Origin of the sequence: Undibacterium sp. TC9W (assembly GCF_049339865.1) — a bacterium.
Lineage (GTDB): Bacteria > Pseudomonadota > Gammaproteobacteria > Burkholderiales > Burkholderiaceae_D > Undibacterium.
On sequence record NZ_JBMPPJ010000028.1, the window covers coordinates 36,865 to 55,154 of the forward strand.

General features: G+C 52.4%; 14 protein-coding genes. 5 read left to right on the forward strand and 9 right to left on the reverse strand.

The genetic code is table 11. The features are described 5' to 3' along the window. The first annotated feature begins 1 nt into the window (after position 1). Together ACO0LN_RS26525 and ACO0LN_RS26530 are read left to right on the forward strand one after the other, a co-directional pair. Positions 2-823, forward strand: coding sequence for a hypothetical protein (locus tag ACO0LN_RS26525; protein WP_422979120.1), 822 nt, complete (start codon positions 2-4; stop codon positions 821-823). 69 nt (positions 824-892) lie between these two features. Beyond that, complete coding sequence (locus tag ACO0LN_RS26530) at positions 893-1,663, forward strand: hypothetical protein (RefSeq protein ID WP_162043957.1); 771 nt, start codon at positions 893-895, stop codon at positions 1,661-1,663. Here ACO0LN_RS26530 and ACO0LN_RS26535 read toward each other — a convergent pair. Beyond that, entirely contained in the window at positions 1,660-2,556 is an 897-nt protein-coding gene (locus ACO0LN_RS26535; RefSeq protein WP_422979122.1) for a methylglyoxal synthase, read from the reverse strand. The genes ACO0LN_RS26530 and ACO0LN_RS26535 overlap by 4 nt on opposite strands. A 175-nt stretch (positions 2,557-2,731) precedes the next feature. Here ACO0LN_RS26535 and ACO0LN_RS26540 point away from each other — a divergent pair, with 175 nt between their 5' ends. Further along, on the forward strand, positions 2,732-3,493 hold the full coding sequence (locus ACO0LN_RS26540; RefSeq protein ID WP_422979124.1) for a tetratricopeptide repeat protein: 762 nt from the start codon (positions 2,732-2,734) through the stop codon (positions 3,491-3,493). Between the two features lie 92 nt (positions 3,494-3,585). On the opposite strand, the gene ACO0LN_RS26545 is transcribed toward ACO0LN_RS26540, so the two are convergent. From ACO0LN_RS26545 to ACO0LN_RS26575, 7 genes are all read right to left on the reverse strand, one after another. Then, a complete protein-coding gene (locus ACO0LN_RS26545; RefSeq protein WP_422979126.1) occupies positions 3,586-5,982 on the reverse strand; it encodes a sensor domain-containing protein in 2,397 nt (798 codons plus the stop codon). Continuing rightward, complete coding sequence (locus ACO0LN_RS26550; protein ID WP_422979128.1) at positions 5,979-7,262, reverse strand: HD-GYP domain-containing protein; 1,284 nt, start codon at positions 7,260-7,262, stop codon at positions 5,979-5,981. Before ACO0LN_RS26550 ends, ACO0LN_RS26545 begins: the two co-directional genes overlap by 4 nt. Positions 7,263-7,460: 198 nt before the next feature. Next, positions 7,461-7,928 carry a YybH family protein gene (locus ACO0LN_RS26555; RefSeq protein WP_422979130.1) on the reverse strand — a complete coding sequence of 156 codons (468 nt, stop codon included), beginning with the start codon at positions 7,926-7,928 and terminating at the stop codon, positions 7,461-7,463. A 36-nt stretch (positions 7,929-7,964) separates the two neighbouring features. Beyond that, positions 7,965-8,105, reverse strand: coding sequence for a hypothetical protein (locus tag ACO0LN_RS26560; protein WP_422979132.1), 141 nt, complete (start codon positions 8,103-8,105; stop codon positions 7,965-7,967). Continuing rightward, a complete protein-coding gene (locus tag ACO0LN_RS26565; RefSeq protein ID WP_422979134.1) occupies positions 8,065-8,655 on the reverse strand; it encodes a nitroreductase family protein in 591 nt (196 codons plus the stop codon). Before ACO0LN_RS26565 ends, ACO0LN_RS26560 begins: the two co-directional genes overlap by 41 nt. Before the next feature lie 39 nt (positions 8,656-8,694). Next, positions 8,695-9,714, reverse strand: a complete 1,020-nt coding sequence (locus tag ACO0LN_RS26570; protein WP_422979136.1) for a transporter — start codon at positions 9,712-9,714, stop codon at positions 8,695-8,697. A 56-nt stretch (positions 9,715-9,770) separates the two neighbouring features. Continuing rightward, a complete protein-coding gene (locus tag ACO0LN_RS26575; RefSeq protein ID WP_422953940.1) occupies positions 9,771-10,730 on the reverse strand; it encodes a LysR family transcriptional regulator in 960 nt (319 codons plus the stop codon). 286 nt (positions 10,731-11,016) lie between these two features. Here ACO0LN_RS26575 and ACO0LN_RS26580 point away from each other — a divergent pair, with 286 nt between their 5' ends. Both ACO0LN_RS26580 and ACO0LN_RS26585 read left to right on the forward strand, forming a co-directional pair. Continuing rightward, a complete protein-coding gene (locus ACO0LN_RS26580) occupies positions 11,017-13,890 on the forward strand; it encodes a TonB-dependent receptor plug domain-containing protein (protein WP_422979138.1) in 2,874 nt (957 codons plus the stop codon). 191 nt (positions 13,891-14,081) lie between these two features. Beyond that, on the forward strand, positions 14,082-14,381 hold the full coding sequence (locus ACO0LN_RS26585; protein ID WP_422979140.1) for a hypothetical protein: 300 nt from the start codon (positions 14,082-14,084) through the stop codon (positions 14,379-14,381). A gap of 67 nt (positions 14,382-14,448) precedes the next feature. On the opposite strand, the gene metH is transcribed toward ACO0LN_RS26585, so the two are convergent. Further along, complete coding sequence (gene metH / locus ACO0LN_RS26590; protein ID WP_422979142.1) at positions 14,449-18,198, reverse strand: methionine synthase; 3,750 nt, start codon at positions 18,196-18,198, stop codon at positions 14,449-14,451. Positions 18,199-18,290 lie beyond the last annotated feature (92 nt).

An 18,290-nucleotide genomic window follows, 5' to 3' on the forward strand; every position in this document is an offset into this window, starting at 1 on the left:
CATGGCCTGGAAAGATGCATATCAGTATGTAGGCAAGCTGTTCAACAAACACGACAAGGATGAACTTGTCGCAGATGACATGCATGCAGAGAGTGGCAGGCAAGATGCCTCTCTGCCGCTGGGCGCGCGTATAGGCAGTGTCGTCAATCTGCAAAAGACACCGTTGATACGCGCCATCAGCCAGGGTTCGTTGATCGCCATGCCGGATGAAGCGGAGACCCGCATCGTCGCCATCAGCCGTGTGCAACTGCCGATCAGCGGCAAGATGTACCGCTATTACCTGAACCGCGATGCCGATGCTAACAATGGCGGCGAGAAATTCCTGCAGTTGTATTGCGATGCCAGCGGTGAATTGCAAGAGCTCTTGTATTGCAGCCACCTGACAAGGCTGATACCAGAAACCGTCGAAGACCAGCAAGCCTTTCTCGGTGAAAACGGTGCCGGTCTGGGTGACCGCAACTACAGCTTGTGGCGTGAGCAATTGGCGGGCATAGGCTGGGATGAGGCCAGCCTTGACAGTGTATTTGCTGATGCTGACAGTCTGCAATATGAACGCGATGCCGGTGACCCGGCGCAGGAATTCGTTGCTCCTTTTAAAGGTGTCGAAACCCGCATCGATGATGCAGCGGGCAAACTCGGTTTGCAGCAGGATGTGGTCTTCATGCCCTACCGCAGGAGTTTGAATGAGGCAGGTGAGCAGTCTGAATTACTGTTGATCAGCACTGAGATTTTACGTAGCAAGGATGGCAGCAGCAAGCGCGACATCCATGTTGATTTTATGATTGCCCTACCCCTGGAAGCGGAAAGGCTGCTGGTGCAATAGCACCGTTTTGATGTAGTACCCGTAATACAGTATTTGACCATTACCGCATCACACACTGAGAGGATTACCATGAGCAATATGAATGGCTGGGGCCTGACCGCACGTTTGATTTCCAAACACTTTGGCGCACTCGGCGACAAGATATCTGAGGCGATCGCCAATTTTGATCCTGAGACAGCGACCGAAGCTGACCGCGACCGCCTGGCAGCCGCCTTGCGCGATACGGCACAAAAACTGGCCGCGGCCCGCGCTTCTTTCGACAAGGAACATAATGATGTGGTGCGCCTGCGTGAGCTGATTGCGAACGATGAAAAAGCCTCGGCGACACTGGCAGACCGTCTTGCGGCAGGCAAGATTTCTGAAGCGACCGTCAGCCTGTTCTGTGATGAGCTTGAAGCCAACAAGGCACGCCTGCCACTGGAAATTCAGGAAGAAGCAGATGCCAGAGAATACATGGATGAATTGCAGAAGATCGTCGATGCCTTCTCCAGACAACTGGCAGACTTTGATGCTGCTGCGAAAAAAGCCCTGCAAAGCCTGGCTGCGGCCAAGGCACAAAAAGACTTGCAGCAATTGCGCATGGATCGCCAGGAGCAGCTTAGCAGCCTGTCCAGCATGGCCAGCCATTCAAGTGCCTTGAATGCCCTGACACGCCGCGCACAGACAGTCAGTAACGAAGCGGCGGGTTTGCGCATCGTTGCCGATATCGCGCAAAAACCGCTGGACCAAGCGGCAGAGATTGACGCCATCCGCAAATCGGTGGCGCAGGCAGATACTGCAGGTGAGAGCACACTGGAAAGACTCAAGCGCCTTTCCAGCCAGACCGCAACAGCGGCTTAAGCCTGCCTGCTGACCCTCTGGGTCAGTAGTGTCAGCCAGCGGTCTGCACCAGTGACTTCGCTGATGACTTGTGAAAAGTCACAGACGGTGCGGGCCGCTCTTTCGAGTAACTGTATGTCCGCTTCATGCTGGCGTGCCACATGCGGATCTTCAAGGAACAGAATACGGCGTATCTGCCTGTCCAGCACCAGCTCTGCCAGTTGTGCATCCCCACCGAGGGGGCCGGAAAGATAAGGGGTGACCCAGTTCTTTCCGCTTTCTTCTCCCTTGATTCTTTGTGCCAGCTTGTTCAGCAAGCCACCGGTGGTGCCGGTTGCATAGCGCTGACCAAAGCTGTCGAGCAGCGCAAAGTGTTTCTCCACCATGAGCAGCATGCTGTCCTTCATCGCATCATGGGCGATCAGGGCGATGCCTTCATTTTGTAATTCAAAAGTCGGGTTCAGTTTGAGGTCTGTTGCCGCACCGCTTGCCGTGGCTTCGAGTTCCAGCCATTCCCTGGCGCTGGCCAGCGTCGCCAAAAAAGGTTTGCGGTGTATCACGCACTGACGCTTGAGTGCCTGTGCCTCCGGGAAAACCGATGAAGGATCGACCGGGTCTATCAGGTAGATCACGGCATCCACCGCCCTGCCCGGGTCTTTATCGACCACTCTGGATACCAGTTTCATGAGCCCACCTTCACGGCCATAGGGAAAACGCTCAACCGCAGGGCAGCTTTCCAGCAGTCCATGTGAAATAATGGCGTCCAGAGTACGCCCGACGATGACCAGCTCAGCCTGCAAATGTCGTAGCGCTGGTCCGCCACCATGTAGTAGCTGCACCAGTGCAGAATTCGGGGCGTCCTGGTGAGATCGGTTGGCAATCAATCCTATGCGTAGCTTTTTTGCTGAGGTCACGGCATCTGCTTTCATGGCGGGTGGGAAAACTGTCTGTCCCCGTAGTTTACTCTCAGAGTGGCTACACTTGCTGACCGGTGGCTACATTTTGTTACCTAATCCAACAGTCGAGACACACGCAAAAGGCAGGACAGGCGTAGCATTCTGTACATGAAGTAAAACAGGTGAGGATAAAATGAAAAAATGGCGGCATCTGCTGATGGTGCTCATGATCATGACGACCTGTGCCTCGGCTCTGGGTGACGATGATTTTGATGATGAAATGCAAGTCCGGCGCTGGGCCCTGCTAGGGGACACCCAGGCACAGAATATGTTGGGCTTGCTCTACCTTGAGCCCAGTGAGAACCTGCAAAATCCTCAGGAAGCCGCTTACTGGCTGGAGCAGGCCGCGGATCAGGGACATGCCGGTGCTCAGGCCAATCTGGGTGTCATGTACCTGACGGGTGAGGGCGTGGAAACGGATGAAGGCCAGGCTTTCCGTTTGTTTCGCCGTGCCGCCCTGCAGGGGCTGACTTCTGCGCAACTGGCCCTGGGCTATATGTATGCCAACGGCAAGGGCGTGGAAGAAAACCCCGAAGAAGCGGTATTCTGGTATCAACAGGCAGCCCACCAGGGGAATGCCAGTGCCCAGCATTACCTGGCGCTGGCCTTGCAGGATGGTGCCGGGATAGAAAAAAATGTTGCCCAGGCGGCTCACTGGGAAACGCTGGCCGCCGACCAGGGTTTATCGAGTGCCCAGTTTCAAATGGGTTTGCGTTACCTGCATGGTGACGGAGTAGAGCGTGACACGGTGACAGGCTACCGATATCTGCTCAAAGCCAGTGTCAAAGTCGGCAGCATGGCAATGGATAGTCGTGAACTGGTCAGCAATGATTTGACCAGTGAACAGATTGCCGAGATTCGCGATGATTCACGCTACTGGAAAACGCATCTTTGATTTACCCTGATGAACCAATGAAAAAATGCCGCTCATTTTTAGCGGCATTTTTTTTATGTGTCCGGCAATTTAGCTTATTTTCAGCGCAAATCTCAGCGCAAATATTGTTGTTCAAATTCCTGTGCTGACATCGCGTGGGCAAACAGATAGCCCTGCATTTCCTCGCATTGCAATTGCTGCAGAAAGTCTCTTTGCTCCAGGGTTTCCACGCCTTCGGCAATCACGCGTAATTTCAGGGCATGGGCCAGGCTGATGATGGCAGTGACTATTGCGATATCGCTTTCATTGCCCGGCAAGTCATCAATGAATGAGCGGTCTATCTTGAGTTTGTAGATAGGGAAACGTTTCAGGTAGCTGAGGCTGGAATAACCGGTACCAAAGTCATCAATCGCCAGCTTGACGCCGAGGGCTGCCAGGGCTTCCAGTTTTCTCAGTGCATCTTCTGCATCCTTGATGAGTATCGATTCTGTCAATTCCAGTTCTATGCATTGTGGCTGCAAGTCATGTTCCTGCAAGGCTGCCGCAATGCTATCTACAAAATTGGCTTGCTGGAATTGCAGTGCAGAGACATTGATCGCCACCCGCATGGACTTGCCATCACGATTCCATAAGGCGGCCTGCCGTATCGCTGTTTGCAGGACCCAGTTACCTATGGGGACAATGACGCCCGATTCTTCTGCCACCGGTATGAATTGTGAAGGGCTGACTTCGCCCAGGTCTTTGTCCGTCCAGCGCAATAAGGCTTCGACACCCAGCAACTTGCCGGTATCCAGCTCTATCTGAGGCTGGTAATGCAAGCGGAATAACTCATGTTCCAGTGCCTGCCGCATTGCATGGTCGAGCTTCATGCGTGACAACAGACCGATATTCATCTGGCGCTGGTAAAAACGGAAGTCTGAACGCCCGCGTTCCTTGACATGGTACATGGCACTGTCGGCATTCTTGATCAGGTCAGCCATGCTTTGTCCGTCTGCCGGATAGAGCGCAATACCTATGCTGGCAGTCACGGTGAAATTCATGCCGTCGATTGAAAACGGCGCTGATAATTCTTCCAGCACCCTCCTGGCACAAATCTCCGCACCTTCGGCATCGGCTTCATGCAGCAGCAAGACAAATTCATCCCCGCCCAGACGAGCAGCAGTATCGACCTGGCGTATGCATTTCTTCAATCGTTCTGTGACTTGCAACAGCACCCGGTCACCAAAGGGGTGGCCTAGAGCATCGTTGATTTGCTTGAAATGATCAAGGTCGAGAAACAGCAGGGCAAAGGTCGAATGATTGCGGCTGGAAATCGTGATCGCCTGGCGTATGCGCTCATCCAGCAGCAGCCGGTTGGGCAAGCCTGTCAATACGTCAGAAAATGCCAGTTCTTCTATCTTTTGTTTTGCCGTATGGGTTTCTGTCCTGTCCTTGAAAAAGCCTATGTAGTTCAACGCACTACCCTTGGCATCCGGGACCCTGACCAGGGAAATCATGCACAGATAGGCATTGCCATTCTTGCGGCGGTTCCACAATTCTCCTTCCCAGAAGCCCAGGTTTTCCAGCTCCTTGAGCAGGTTCTCCACCTGGCTGGCATTGCCTTCCATGGAAAAAAATTCTCTGGGAGTCTTGCCCAGCATTTCCTGTTCGGTATAACTGCTGAGGCGCTCGAAACTTGGGTTGGTGGTGACTATCTTTTGTTCGGCATCGGTAATGAAAATCGCATCGGTACTCGACTCAAATACCTTGGCTGCAAGGCGCAGGCGTGCCTCGTCTGCCAGACGCTGGGTGATATCGCGGTAAGAATAAACCCGGCCTATCGGGCGTCCCCGTGCATACTGCGGCAAGGTCACCCTCTCCAGTATCTTGCCAGAGCGCAGGCTCAGTACATCAGTCGCTTCCATCAACGGCGAGCGGGTGATGGTGCCCAGTCGCTCTTCATACTGCCTGGCATCGAGCATGCTTTTATCCATCCAGGCATAGATGGCTCTGTCATTACGCTGGGTCATCAAGTCGTCCGGCAGCCCCCACAGCTCAGCGAACAAATGGTTGTAACTGCGTATCGCACCATCAAGATCAGTGACCAGTATGCCGTCTGCCGTGGATTCCAGTGTGGCACGCAGTTCGGCAATCAGTTTTTCAAGCTCATTCTCGACCTGGCGCTGACTGGAATGGTCATTGATGGCGACCACATAGACTGAGCTGTCCAGGCCCATCCTGAGCAGGGTAACCCGCCTTTCTATCTGGACTATGCTGCCATCGGCGCGTTTCAGCAGGGTTTCGGAATGAATGTTTTCTGATAAACCTGCCGCCACATCTTCCCAGAAGAACACATCTTCAGGTGCCGCAGCCAGATCAACGATGCCCTTGCCAAACAGGCTGCCAGGCGGGACTTGCAGCAAGTGATGGATAGCCTGATTGGCAGCGACTATGCGTAGCTGTATGGGATCGACCAGTATCACTGCTTCCAGCAAACCTTCTATCAGTGATTGCCAGGGATGGGCTTTCATGCGTCTGCCCCATCTTCGCTACGCGCTTCGGCCTCCAGCCCGCGTTCAAAGAAATAGCACAGGCGTTTGCGTGGCGACAAATAATCATAAGCCGCCTTCGGCAGTTGCAGCGGCTTTAAGCTGCGGTGTATGCACAGCGTGTCTTCATGCTCCAGGTTGATGACCAGTGCCTCGTCACGAGGTATGGCCGAATTGTGGATAACAACCTTGGGTTTGATGGGCCGCGCAGAATTGACAGAAACCACCATGGCATAGCGCTCATCGGTCAGGTGCACGACTGACCCCGGTGGATAAATGCCCATCATGCGGATAAAGGCAGTCAGGGTGGGGGCATGAAAGCGCGGTTTGTGCTGGGTAAAAATTTGCGACAGGGCCTCGTGCGGCGTGACTGCAAATGCCGGGTTGGCCGGATTACACAGATTATCGTAATGATTGACCAGGGCAACGATGCGGCTGATCGCGCTCAGCTTGTCACCCTGTACCTTGCTGGGGTAACCCGTGCCATCAGCATGTTCATGGTGCTGGGCGATGGCCAGCATGACATTCGCCGACAAGCCCATCTTGCGTGCCATTGCCAGACTATGCAGGACATGCTCATGATACAGCTCCCGCTCGGCATGGTTGAAATGCTCGTCCTGCCAGCGCAGGCGGTCTGGCAATTCCATCTTGCCTATGTCATGTAGGATGGTGGCGACACCCAGGTCCAGCATCTCGGCCTTGCTCAAATGCAGCGCCCGGCCCAGCAAGAGTGAAATGACGGTCACATTGATCGAATGCAGCGAGGTTTTTTCACCGGCTTTTTCTGACAGCAGGCGTATCGCTGCTTCATCTTCACCGAGTATCTGGCCCAAGAAACCTTGTATCAATTGTTCGGCCAGTTCTTTGGCCTGGGAAGGCTGGGAATGGAGCAGATCCGTGACCTGCTTGAAGGTTTGTGCCGCATGGGCAAACTGGCGCTCACAGACTTGCAGGCTGGCTTGCTGGCTGGCCAGCAATTCTCTTCTTTGCCGGGCGGCAAAGGCCACCGGGCTTTCGGTAGATTTGATCTCTTGCTGGGCGGGCTGTTGTTCCTCAGTGGTGCTGGCTTCGGGCGTGCTTTTATCCGGCGCATAGCGTATGCGCTCCAGCCCCAGCGAACGTATGGTATCAATTTGCGACTGACTGCTGATCTTGAAATTCGAAACCGGGAAGGGATGATCCATCCAGCCTACGTCCAGATAGACAAACATGCCTATACGCAGCTGGCCAAGCTCAATAAACTGTGTATGAATATCAGTCATGACACCGGTGTCCGGAAATGTGACGCTTGAGCTCGGTTTGTAGCGTAAATGCTGCCTGGTAGCGCGATGTGTTACGCGCAGCATTATTCTGTATGTTACATCAGCTTTTTGTGTGTCTGCCTACAATTCCGGCTTGAATGTGGGTTTTATGCTCAAATTGTGCTGGTTTTGATGCAAAGCAGGGATTTTTTGCCTTACTCAGGGTTTTGCACAATCACAGACATCATTTCCCTTATCGAAAATGATGCGCCAGACGCCCGGGCTTTCTTGCCGCCATATTGAAGTAAAGGTCGCCATCAGTTTGCCTTGCGGGTCACGCACCGGTCCGCTGCTGAGTGCCAGCTTGCCTGATTCCAGTACTTCTACTGTTTCCGGCGCCCAGGAAAAAGGGGCGGCAGAGCCTTCATAAAAGCGTTTCCAGGCTGCTGCGACTTCCTGTTTGCCGTGCAAGACTTTTTTGGTCGAAAAAAAGATGGTTTCATCCGCCAGGAATTCAGTGAAAGCCTTGTGGTCACGCACTTCCATGGTCCTGGCGAAGGCGGCTTCAGTTTGCATGACTTGTTTGACCAGTGTGGCATTGTCATCAGCGGCATCGGCATGCAGGCTAATGATCATGCCAGCTAGCATGCAGGCGGCCAGCAGCAGGCGTGAGTAAATGGCAGTCATAAGAAACTCCCTTCAGATGAACATCAGCTTACAGGTTTAAAAGAAACTGGAAATTTGCTCCAGTGACTTCTTTTGTATATTCGGTACCAGGCAATGCTCTGCCGGATAGCCGACCACCAGCAGGATATAAGGTTTCTCATTGTCTGGTCTTTGCAGCAACTGGTTCAAAAATCCCATGGGGCTTGGGGGTATGGGTCAGTGTTGCCAGGCCAGCCTGATGCAGGGCTGAAATCAAAAAGCCAGTCGCAATTGATACAGACTCAGGCACATAATAATTTTTGACAGCGCTGCCGTCATCCATGAGTGTGGCTTTTTGCCCAAAGATGGCGATCAGATAAGGGGCAGTTTCCAGGAAAGGTTTGTCCGCGTCCGTGCCCAGCGGTGCCAGGGCATCTTTCCACTCCTGCGGGGCACGTCTGTCATAAAACTCGCGCTCTTCTATCTCTGCCTCTATGCGTATCTTGTGCTTCAGGGCGGGGTCGGTGACCACGGCAAAATGCCAGGGCTGGTGATTGGCACCTGATGGTGCTGTACCTGCTGTCAGCAAACAGGTTTCTATGACTGCGCGTGGTACAGGGCGGTCAGAAAATTCGCGTATGGTCTTGCGTCTTTTCATGTCCTCGTAAAAGCTTTGCGCACGTGCCAGCATTTCGCTTTCAGGGTAGGACTGGTAAGTCGAGAGCGGAACGAACTGTGGCGATCCCTGATTGAATGACAGTTTGCTCATGGCTTTTCCTTGCAATACTGGTGGAAGGGATGCGAAGCTTTAATCGTTACGGTTTTTCCTGAATGCCAGCCAACCGGCAATCGCAGTAAACGTCGCCACGATGGCAACGACGATCCAGAAACCATTTTCATGCTGGGCCAAAGGCACGCCACCAACGTTCATGCCGAGCAGGCCAGCGATGATATTGATGGGCAGGGCCAGCACGGTGACGATCGTCAGCACGAACAGCGAGCGGTTATTCTGTTCATTGACACTGGCGGCGATTTCTTCCTGCAGGAGTTTGATGCGTTCCTGCAAAGAAGCCATATCGCTGAGGACCACGGCAAATTCTTCTGTCGATTGACGCAATTCCTGTACATCACGCTCAGCCACCCAGACCGGTGGCCTTTGCAGCAGGCGGAACAGGGCGGCAGGCTCAGGAGCCAGCAATCTTTGCAGGCGTACCAGCACACGGCGCAATTCACCGAGATTCGCCCGTTTATGATTCAAACGGTCAGCCAGCAAGTGATCTTCGATATCATCGATTTTCTTGATGACATTGCGCACTATGCCTATCAGCACGTCGGCCTGGTCACGCAATAAATGGGTCAGCAATTCTGTCGGTGAGCTGAAATGCTCACCCTGATTCACTGCATTGCGCAGCCGATCTACAGATTGTAGCGGTTTGCGCCTGGCGCTGATCATGACATTGCTGCTGACACTCAGCCACAGGGTGGCAATGTCCGAGGCTTCAAAGGCAAAGTCATGCAAGACATCATTGACGACCGCGATCAGGCTATGGTCAGCGTGTTCTATGCGGGTCGAGCGTGAGCCTTCATGCAGGGTTTCAAAAAATTCGTCTGGCAGAGACGCATGTTCGCGCAGCCATTTTTCGGCAGCGACATTGGATAAATTGAAATGCAGCCAGATGAAAGAATCATCGCAGCTGCTGTGCGGTGATTGCAGCCATTCGACCGCCTCTTTGGTATATAAGGGCTTGCCGGGCTGTTCATGTGCAAAAACATAGCCACAAATCAGCCCCGACTGATCTGAACCATACGACAAGTGATCTGTTTGCATTTGCTGTCCAGGCGAAGAAACTGGACACATTGTAAATCAGCCAAGCATGTTCATGCTTAGCCTATCAGCATGTTTTTGTAAGATTGCGAAGCCTGGCGTATGCAATCCTGGAAGGTCAGGGCTGCATGGGACAAAGGCCGGGTCTTGTTCCATATCATGCCTACCGGGCTGGGCAGATGGCCCAGGTTCAGAGGCAGGATTTGCAAGACACCTTCACTGACCAGTTGGCGGGCCGCTGACAGTGACAACAAGCCCAGGCGTGGCGGTTCCATCAGCAAAGGCACGTTGACTGAGCGCGACACTGATTCGATGACGTCGGTAGGTTTGTTCAAACCGTTCTTGGCCAGCAGGTTGATCATGCGCTGATGCGTCGGTGATTCTTCTACCGACAAAATCCAGGGCAGGTTATTCAAATCCATCCAGGTCAGGTTATCGCGTCTTGCCAGCGGGTTCTTGCTGGAAGTGACGATGACAAGAGGGTCGTCATACAAAACTTCTTCCTGCAGATGTTCTGCCGCACGTTCAGAAAACACACGGCCTATGACCATGTCTATCTTGCCTTCGCGCAGTTCATGCAAGAGCTGATCGACCGTGCCATCCATAATGCACAAGGTGACATTGGGCCAGCTGGCCTTGAGTATCTTGACGGCCTTGGGAATAATGGTAGTTGAGACCACACTCAAGATGCCGACCGTGACTTTGCCGACGGTGCCGGTAGCCAGAGAACGCATCTCCTGATGTGCTTTTTGCAAATTAAATAAAACTTCTCTAGCATGTCTGATAAGACATTCGCCAGAGGGTGTTGGTTTTATACCACGGCCAGCACGCTCAAATAATTTGACACCTATTCCTTCTTCCATTTCACCCAGCATCTTGGAAACAGCCGGCTGGCTGACATGCAAAGTCGCCGCAACCTGAGCAACCGTCTGCTTATCCGCCAGTTCTACCAGCAGGCGCAGATGCTTGATTTTGAGTTGCCGGGCGAAGTACTTTTCTATGGGTAAGGTATCAATCATAACGATAATTATATACGTCTTTATGAAATTCTCATTGGACGGTAATGAAATTGTAATGGGATCATTCTGAGATGCAACAAAGTGTATCGAATTGTTAGTGTTGCGCGGACTGTGGAAAACCACAGGTTTTTGACAAAACACTACCGCGTAAGAACAAGACGACATGCACATTGTTTAAGCAACGTTTAGGTTCGACCGCGAAACCTCAAGTCAGTTCAAGAGACTTAAGCGATTGTTGCCATCATTGCAGGCTATACCTGTTCATGTTCCACCAAGGAGATTCTGGATGTTTTATCAAGAGAAGAAATGTGCTTATGCTGTCAAGCTGGCACTGGCAATGTTGTCTGGCAGTATGCTCGTCAATGCTCACGCACAGACTGAGCCAGCAGAAAAAATTCAAAAAATTGAAGTCACTGGTTCCCATATCAAGCGTATTGATAAAGAAGGTACTTCTCCTATCCAGACTCTGACGGCAAAAGATATCAGCCAGAGCGGTGCAACTTCTGTTGCCGAATTGCTGCGTACTATCCCTGCCCTGGGCAGCGGTAGTGCATTCGACGCAGTTGATGGCGGCTTTTCCCGCGGCGTAGCGACAGCATCCCTGCGTGGCCTGGGTTCCAGCTCCACGCTGATTTTGTTGAATGGCCGTCGCATGACGCCATCGGCTTATGCCAATCCTAATCAAGGTCAATCGACACTGTACGATATCAACAGCATTCCTTTGTCCATGCTGGAACGCGTAGAGATATTCAAGGATGGCGCATCTGCAGTTTACGGTTCTGACGCTATCGCCGGTGTAATCAACTTCATCACCAAGAGCGATTACCAGGGTCTGCAAATGAACGCCAGCATAGGCGCGAATGATAACAACCAGTTCAAGAAAAAAAGCATCAGTGGTTTTGCCGGTTTTGGTAACTATGCACAAGACGGTTACAACGTCACTTTCAGTGCTGAAGTTTCCAAGCGTGACCGCGTTGCCATCAAGGATGCCAACGACGTAGAAAAAGACCTGTACAGCATACTGAACAACCGTCTGTCCCCATACTCCAGCTTCGCGAGCAACCAGCCATTCTTTTACCGTGAACGTACATCAGGCAGTAACACCTTTTTCTCTGCCAATGACGCCAACGTGGTTAACCGCACCAATTGCGATCCTTCCCGTTTGATCACAGGCGGCGCGCAATACAATATTGCTACTACCAGCGCTTTGTATGGCCGTCAGTTCTGTAACTACAATCTCGACGACTTCGCCGAAGTACAAGGCGCAGGCCAGGACATCAGCGCGATGTCACGCGGTATTTACCAGATCAACGACACACTGTCCGCTTTCGCTGAAGTTGCGTACAACAAAACTGACCGTGACTACACCGGTGGTTCACGTACTATCGATGGCCGCACACCATCCACAGCGTTTGCCCTGTCTGGCGCAGGTTCACCATTCCAGGCTATCTTGCCGGTAGGTCATCCTGACAATCCTTTCCCGACCAGCCGTGCAGCCGTGGTTTACCGTTTTGAAAACATCGCGGGTGGCAGCAATACCACCAATGAATCCCTGCGTTTCGCATCTGGCCTGAAAGGCACTTACAAGACCTGGGATTGGGAAACTGGCGTTTTGTGGAACCGTTCCGAGCGTACAGATATCGCCAATGGCTTCCTGTTGCTGCCAGAAGTGCAAAAACTGATTAACCAGAACATGTCTCTGGCTGATGTTGCCAAACAGCCTAACCTGAGCCGTCCGTTGAAGAGCGTTGGCGTAGCTGAAATTGCCCAGGCTGATTTCAAGGCTAGTACAGAATTCGGCAGCTTGCCTGGCGGTGCTATCGGTTTTGCTTCCGGTGTTGAATTCCGTCAGGAAAAAATGACACTGACACCAGACAATCTGACCAGTTCTGGTCAGGTTCTGGGTCTGGCTAACCAGTTTATCCAGGGTCAACGCAACGTTACTTCCGCTTTCGTTGAAGTACGTACACCGTTCCTGAAAAACTTTGAAATGGATTTTGCTGGCCGTATTGATAAATACCCTAGTTTCAAAACCAATTTCGTACCAAAAGTTGGTGCAAAATGGACAGTCAATGATTCCCTGGCTTTCCGTTCCACATATGCACAAGGTTTCCGTGCACCAGCACTGGTACAAGTTACTGCAGGTGGTACCCAGACTTTCCTGAACGGCCTGGTTGATCCTATCCGTTGCCCTGATGGCAAGACACCTTTGACTGGTGCCGACAACACTGATTGCTCCAGAAGTATTTCGACGCTGATCCGTCAAAATCCTAACCTGAAGCCAGAAACATCACGTAGCTTCTCGCTGGGTATGGTCTTGTCACCTACACGTGACTTCGACATCCTGGTTGATTACTACAACATCCGTAAGGAAGACGAAGTTGCGGCCCTGTCATCCACACTGATCCTGAATAATCAAGATGCATATCCAGGCACAGTGGTGCGTGATACCAATCCTGTCAACTTTGTCAAAGACAAGAACGGCAATGTCGTTCCTAACTCTGGCCCGCTGATCTCCCTGTTGCGTAACTACGTCAACCAGGGCAGTACAGTAGTCAGTGGTGTTGACGTCGAAATGGCTTTGCGCAATAACCTCGGCGACAATGGCAAACTGGATACGCGTTTCCGCACTTCCTACACGATAGAATTCCGTCGTGCAGAAAAACCGGGTGATCCAGAAACCAACCTGGTTGGTACACGTGGCGGTATCTCCAACTTCTCTACCAGCGTTGGCGACATCCCTCGTCTGCGTGCAAGTCTGTCTTCTTCCTGGACCAAGGCAGCACACACAGTCAATGGTGCAATCAACTTCACTGGTGGCGTATCCCTGATGCGTTATACCAATGCTGCTGAAACTTACCCAGTGTCTTATTGTAACTACGGTTCCGGCCAGCCAGCGACGGCAACATCATTGGGCGGCGTAGCCAAATACCTGACGTATGTACCTGAATGCGCAGTTGCCAGCTGGACTACAGTGGATCTGGGTTACACCTACAAAGGTATCAAAGACCTGACTATCGGTCTGCGTGTATTGAATGCCTTGGATTCCAAAGCACCTTATGATCCAAGCTCCAGCTACACAACCAGTGGTTACAACGACAGCCTGCACAATGCCTATGGCCGTGCATTCCGTCTGAACGTAGGTTATGTATTCAAATAATCTGCAAGCAATGCAAGAAGTAGTATAAGAACAGGGGCCGAGGCCCCTGTTTTTTATTAAGCCTTGCAAAGTTTCAGTATAATCAGGGCAATTAAGACATCTGTCTCTGGTAAACCAGCTTACACATGCAGGCAGGGCATCATGGCATCGTGGCAATGGGCTGGATTTTTGATACAAGTAGAAAGCACGCCATGTTTAGTTGGTTCAATACAAAAGAAGAAAAAGCGTTCGGTCTGCAGCTTGCTGAATTTGTCATCAAGGAAATACCCTTGGAAATGGCCAAAAAAAAGCAGGACAAGACCGTGGCCAAACGCCAGAAAGTCATGCAGCAGGCGGCAATCAAAGTACTGGAATTTAAACGGGATCACCGTTTGAACGTCTATAAGAAAGCGCAGCTCGGCAACAGTTTCAAGTGGCGCTTGCTGGAAGAAGGCTTTGACCCCGAGGTTGCCAGCGAACTGACTACGATAGTAGTCAGGGAAATGGGTTAAGTTTTATAGAGCATCCTGCAGCAGTCCACTAGAGGGAATCAGGGCCAGACCCCGGTCCCCCGGGCGCTTACAAATTTGGTGCCAGCCAGCGTTCTACTTCCTCCTTGGGCACGCCACGGCGTGCTGCCATATCGGTGACCTGATCATCGGCAATCTTGCCCACGCTAAAATACTTGGATTCAGGGTGGGCAAAGTAAAAACCCGATACTGCCGCGCCCGGTATCATGGCCCATGATTCAGTGATATACATCTCTATCTCTTCACACTGCATCTGCTTGAACATCTCGGTCTTGACCGTATGTTCAGGGCATGCCGGGTAGCCAGGCGCAGGGCGTATGCCTTTATAGTTTTCCTTGATCAGGTCTTCATTGCTCAAGGCTTCATCAGCGACATAACCCCACAGGTCTTTACGCACGCGTTCATGCAGGTATTCGGCAAAGGCTTCAGCCAGACGGTCGGCCAGTGATTTCAGCATGATGCTGCTGTAGTCATCATGGGCATCTTCAAAGCGCTTTTCATACTTTTCTATACCCAGGCCAGCCGTGACGGCGAACATGCCTATATAGTCCTTGATACCACTGTCTTTCGGCGCGATGAAGTCTGACAGGCACTGATTGGGTCTTTGCACGCCATCAATGATGGGTTTCTCGGTTTGCTGGCGGGTGCCGTAATAGGTCAGGGCTACCTGGCTGCGGGTGTCGTCGGTATAGATTTCTATATCGTCGTCATTGACGGTATTGGCAGGCAGCAGGGATACCACGCCATTCGCCGTCAGCCAGCGGCCTTCGATGATTTTCTTCAGCATGGCCTGGCCTTCGGCAAATACCTTCGTTGCAGCCTCGCCGACGACTTCATCAGTCAATATTGCCGGGAAAGGGCCAGCCAGGTCCCAAGTCTGGAAGAACGGGCCCCAGTCTATGTAATTGGCAATCGTCGCCAGATCAATATTCTTGAACAGGCGGCGGCCTATGAATTTTGGTTTGACCGGCGCATTGCTGCCCGTGAAATCCACTTTCATCTTGTTGGCACGTGCCTGCGCCAGAGTGACCATGGGCGTGGCTTTTTTATTCGCATGCTGGGTACGGATGCGGTCGTAATCGCTACCGAGTTCGGCGATGTACTGGTCACGACTCTCTGGTGTCAGCAGCGATTGTGCGACGGATACCGAGCGCGAGGCATCTGCCACATACACGACAGGCCCTTCATAATTGGGTGCAATCTTCACCGCGGTATGGGCACGGCTGGTAGTCGCGCCACCGATCAGCAACGGGATCTTGAGCATGCGGAAATGCGGGTCACGCTGCATTTCTTTCGCCACATAGGCCATTTCTTCGAGAGATGGCGTGATCAGGCCGGACAAGCCTATGATGTCGGCATTTTCTGCCTTGGCCTTGGCCAGAATTTCTGAGCAGGGCACCATCACGCCCATGTTGACCACTTCAAAATTATTACACTGCAAGACCACGGTGACGATGTTCTTGCCGATGTCATGCACATCGCCCTTGACGGTAGCGATGACAATTTTTCCCTTGGGCTTGTTGTCACCGCTGCGTTTCTTTTCTTCTTCGATGAAAGGGATTAGGTGAGCCACAGCCTGCTTCATGACGCGGGCAGATTTCACCACCTGCGGCAAGAACATCTTGCCCTGGCCAAACAGATCACCGACGATATTCATACCCGCCATCAGCGGGCCCTCGATAACCTGGATAGGGCGGCCACCATCGGCCATGATGGCAGCACGTGCTTCTTCCGTATCTTCGACGATCCAGTTGGTAATACCGTGCACCATCGCATGGGCCAGTCGTTTTTCCACCGGCTCGTTCCGCCATTCCAGCGTGGCCTCTTCCTTCTTGCCACCTGCTTTGAGCGTGGCGGCAATTTCTATCATGCGTTCGGTGGCATCTTCACGGCGGTTCAGCACTACGTCTTCGACACGCTCGCGCAATTCCGCATCAAGCTCGCTATACACGCCGACCATGCCGGCATTCACGATGCCCATGGTCATGCCCGCCTTGATGGCGTGGTACAGGAACACCGTGTGTATCGCTTCGCGCGCCGGGTCATTGCCTCGGAAAGAGAAACTCACGTTCGAGACACCACCACTGATCTTGGCACCGGGCAGGTTCTTGTGTATCCAGGCCGTGGCTTCGATAAAGTCGACAGCATAATTATTGTGTTCTTCTATGCCTGTGGCGACCGCGAAAATATTCGGGTCAAAAATAATGTCTTGCGGATCAAAATTCAGCTTATCGACCAGCAGGCGATAAGCACGTTCGCAGATTTCCACCTTGCGCGCGTAGGTATCGGCCTGGCCTTTTTCATCAAAGGCCATGACGATGACGGCTGCGCCATAACGCTTGCACAATGTGGCCTGCCGCAGGAATTCTGCTTCGCCTTCTTTCATGGAAATCGAATTGACGATAGCCTTGCCCTGCACACATTTCAGCCCAGCTTCGATGACTGTCCATTTCGACGAGTCGATCATGATAGGCACACGGGCGATATCAGGTTCCGATGCAATCAGGTTCAGGAAGCGTGTCATCGCCGCCAGTGAATCCAGCATGGCTTCATCCATGTTGATGTCGATGACTTGCGCGCCGTTTTCTACTTGTTGACGTGCCACTGCCAGGGCTTCGTCGTATTGTTCATTCAGGATCAAGCGGGCGAAGGCTTTTGAGCCGGTGACATTGGTACGCTCACCCACGTTGACGAACAATGAGCTTTCATCAATTGTGAACGGCTCCAGGCCAGACAGGCGCATCGCTGCCGGTACAGTCGGGATGACGCGTGGGGTTTTGCTTTGCAGGATGTCGGCAATCGCCTTGATATGGTCAGGCGTGGTACCGCAGCAGCCACCGGCGATATTGATGAAACCGGCCTCTGCAAATTCTTTCAGCAGGGCTGAAGTATCGGCTGGCAATTCATCAAAGCCGGTATCGCTCATGGGATTAGGCAAACCGGCATTCGGGTAAATACAGACAAAGGTGTCGGCAATCTTGGACAATTCTTCTGCATACGGGCGCATCAGGGCAGCGCCAAGTGCACAATTCAGACCTATGGTCAGCGGTTTTGCATGGCGCACAGAATTCCAGAATGCTGGTACGGTCTGGCCCGACAGGATACGGCCAGAGGCATCAGTCACTGTGCCAGAAATCATGATGGGCAGTCGGGTGCCCGTTTCCTCAAAAAATTGGTCGATGGCAAATAACGCCGCTTTACAGTTCAGTGTATCGAATATGGTTTCAACCAGCAGCACATCGGCACCGCCTTCCACCAGGCCACGGGTTTGCTCAAGGTAAGCTGCCACCAGTTGGTCGAAGGTGACATTACGCGCTGCTGGATCATTGACGTCTGGTGAAATAGATGCTGTCTTTGGCGTCGGCCCCAGCGCGCCGGCGACATAGCGTGGTTTGTCCGGCGTTGAATATTTATCGCAGGCAGCGCGCGCAATTTTGGCTGAGGCGACATTCATCTCATAGGCCAGGTGCGCCATGTGGTAATCGTCCTGCGCTACCGTGGTTGCACCAAAGGTATTGGTTTCTATGAGGTCGGCACCGGCAGCCAGGTATTGTTCATGGATTTCGGCAATCACATGCGGCTGTGTCAGCGACAGCAATTCATTATTACCCTTGACGAAAAGTTCGCGCACGGTTTCCGGGCCGGTAAAGTCCTTGAAACGCTCACCGCGATAATCTTCTTCAGTAAGTTTATAGCGTTGTATCATGGTACCCATGGCACCATCGAGTATCAGGATGCGCTTTTGCAAAATCTCGCGCAAACGGGTTTCGAGGGCAGATACAGGCAGGGTCGTAGTCATGATGTTTACTCGCAATAAAACAAAACCCGATCGGCTTGTGTGTGCAGGCGGATCGGGCGACGTCCTTTTAGCAGCACTTATTACGCGCCCGC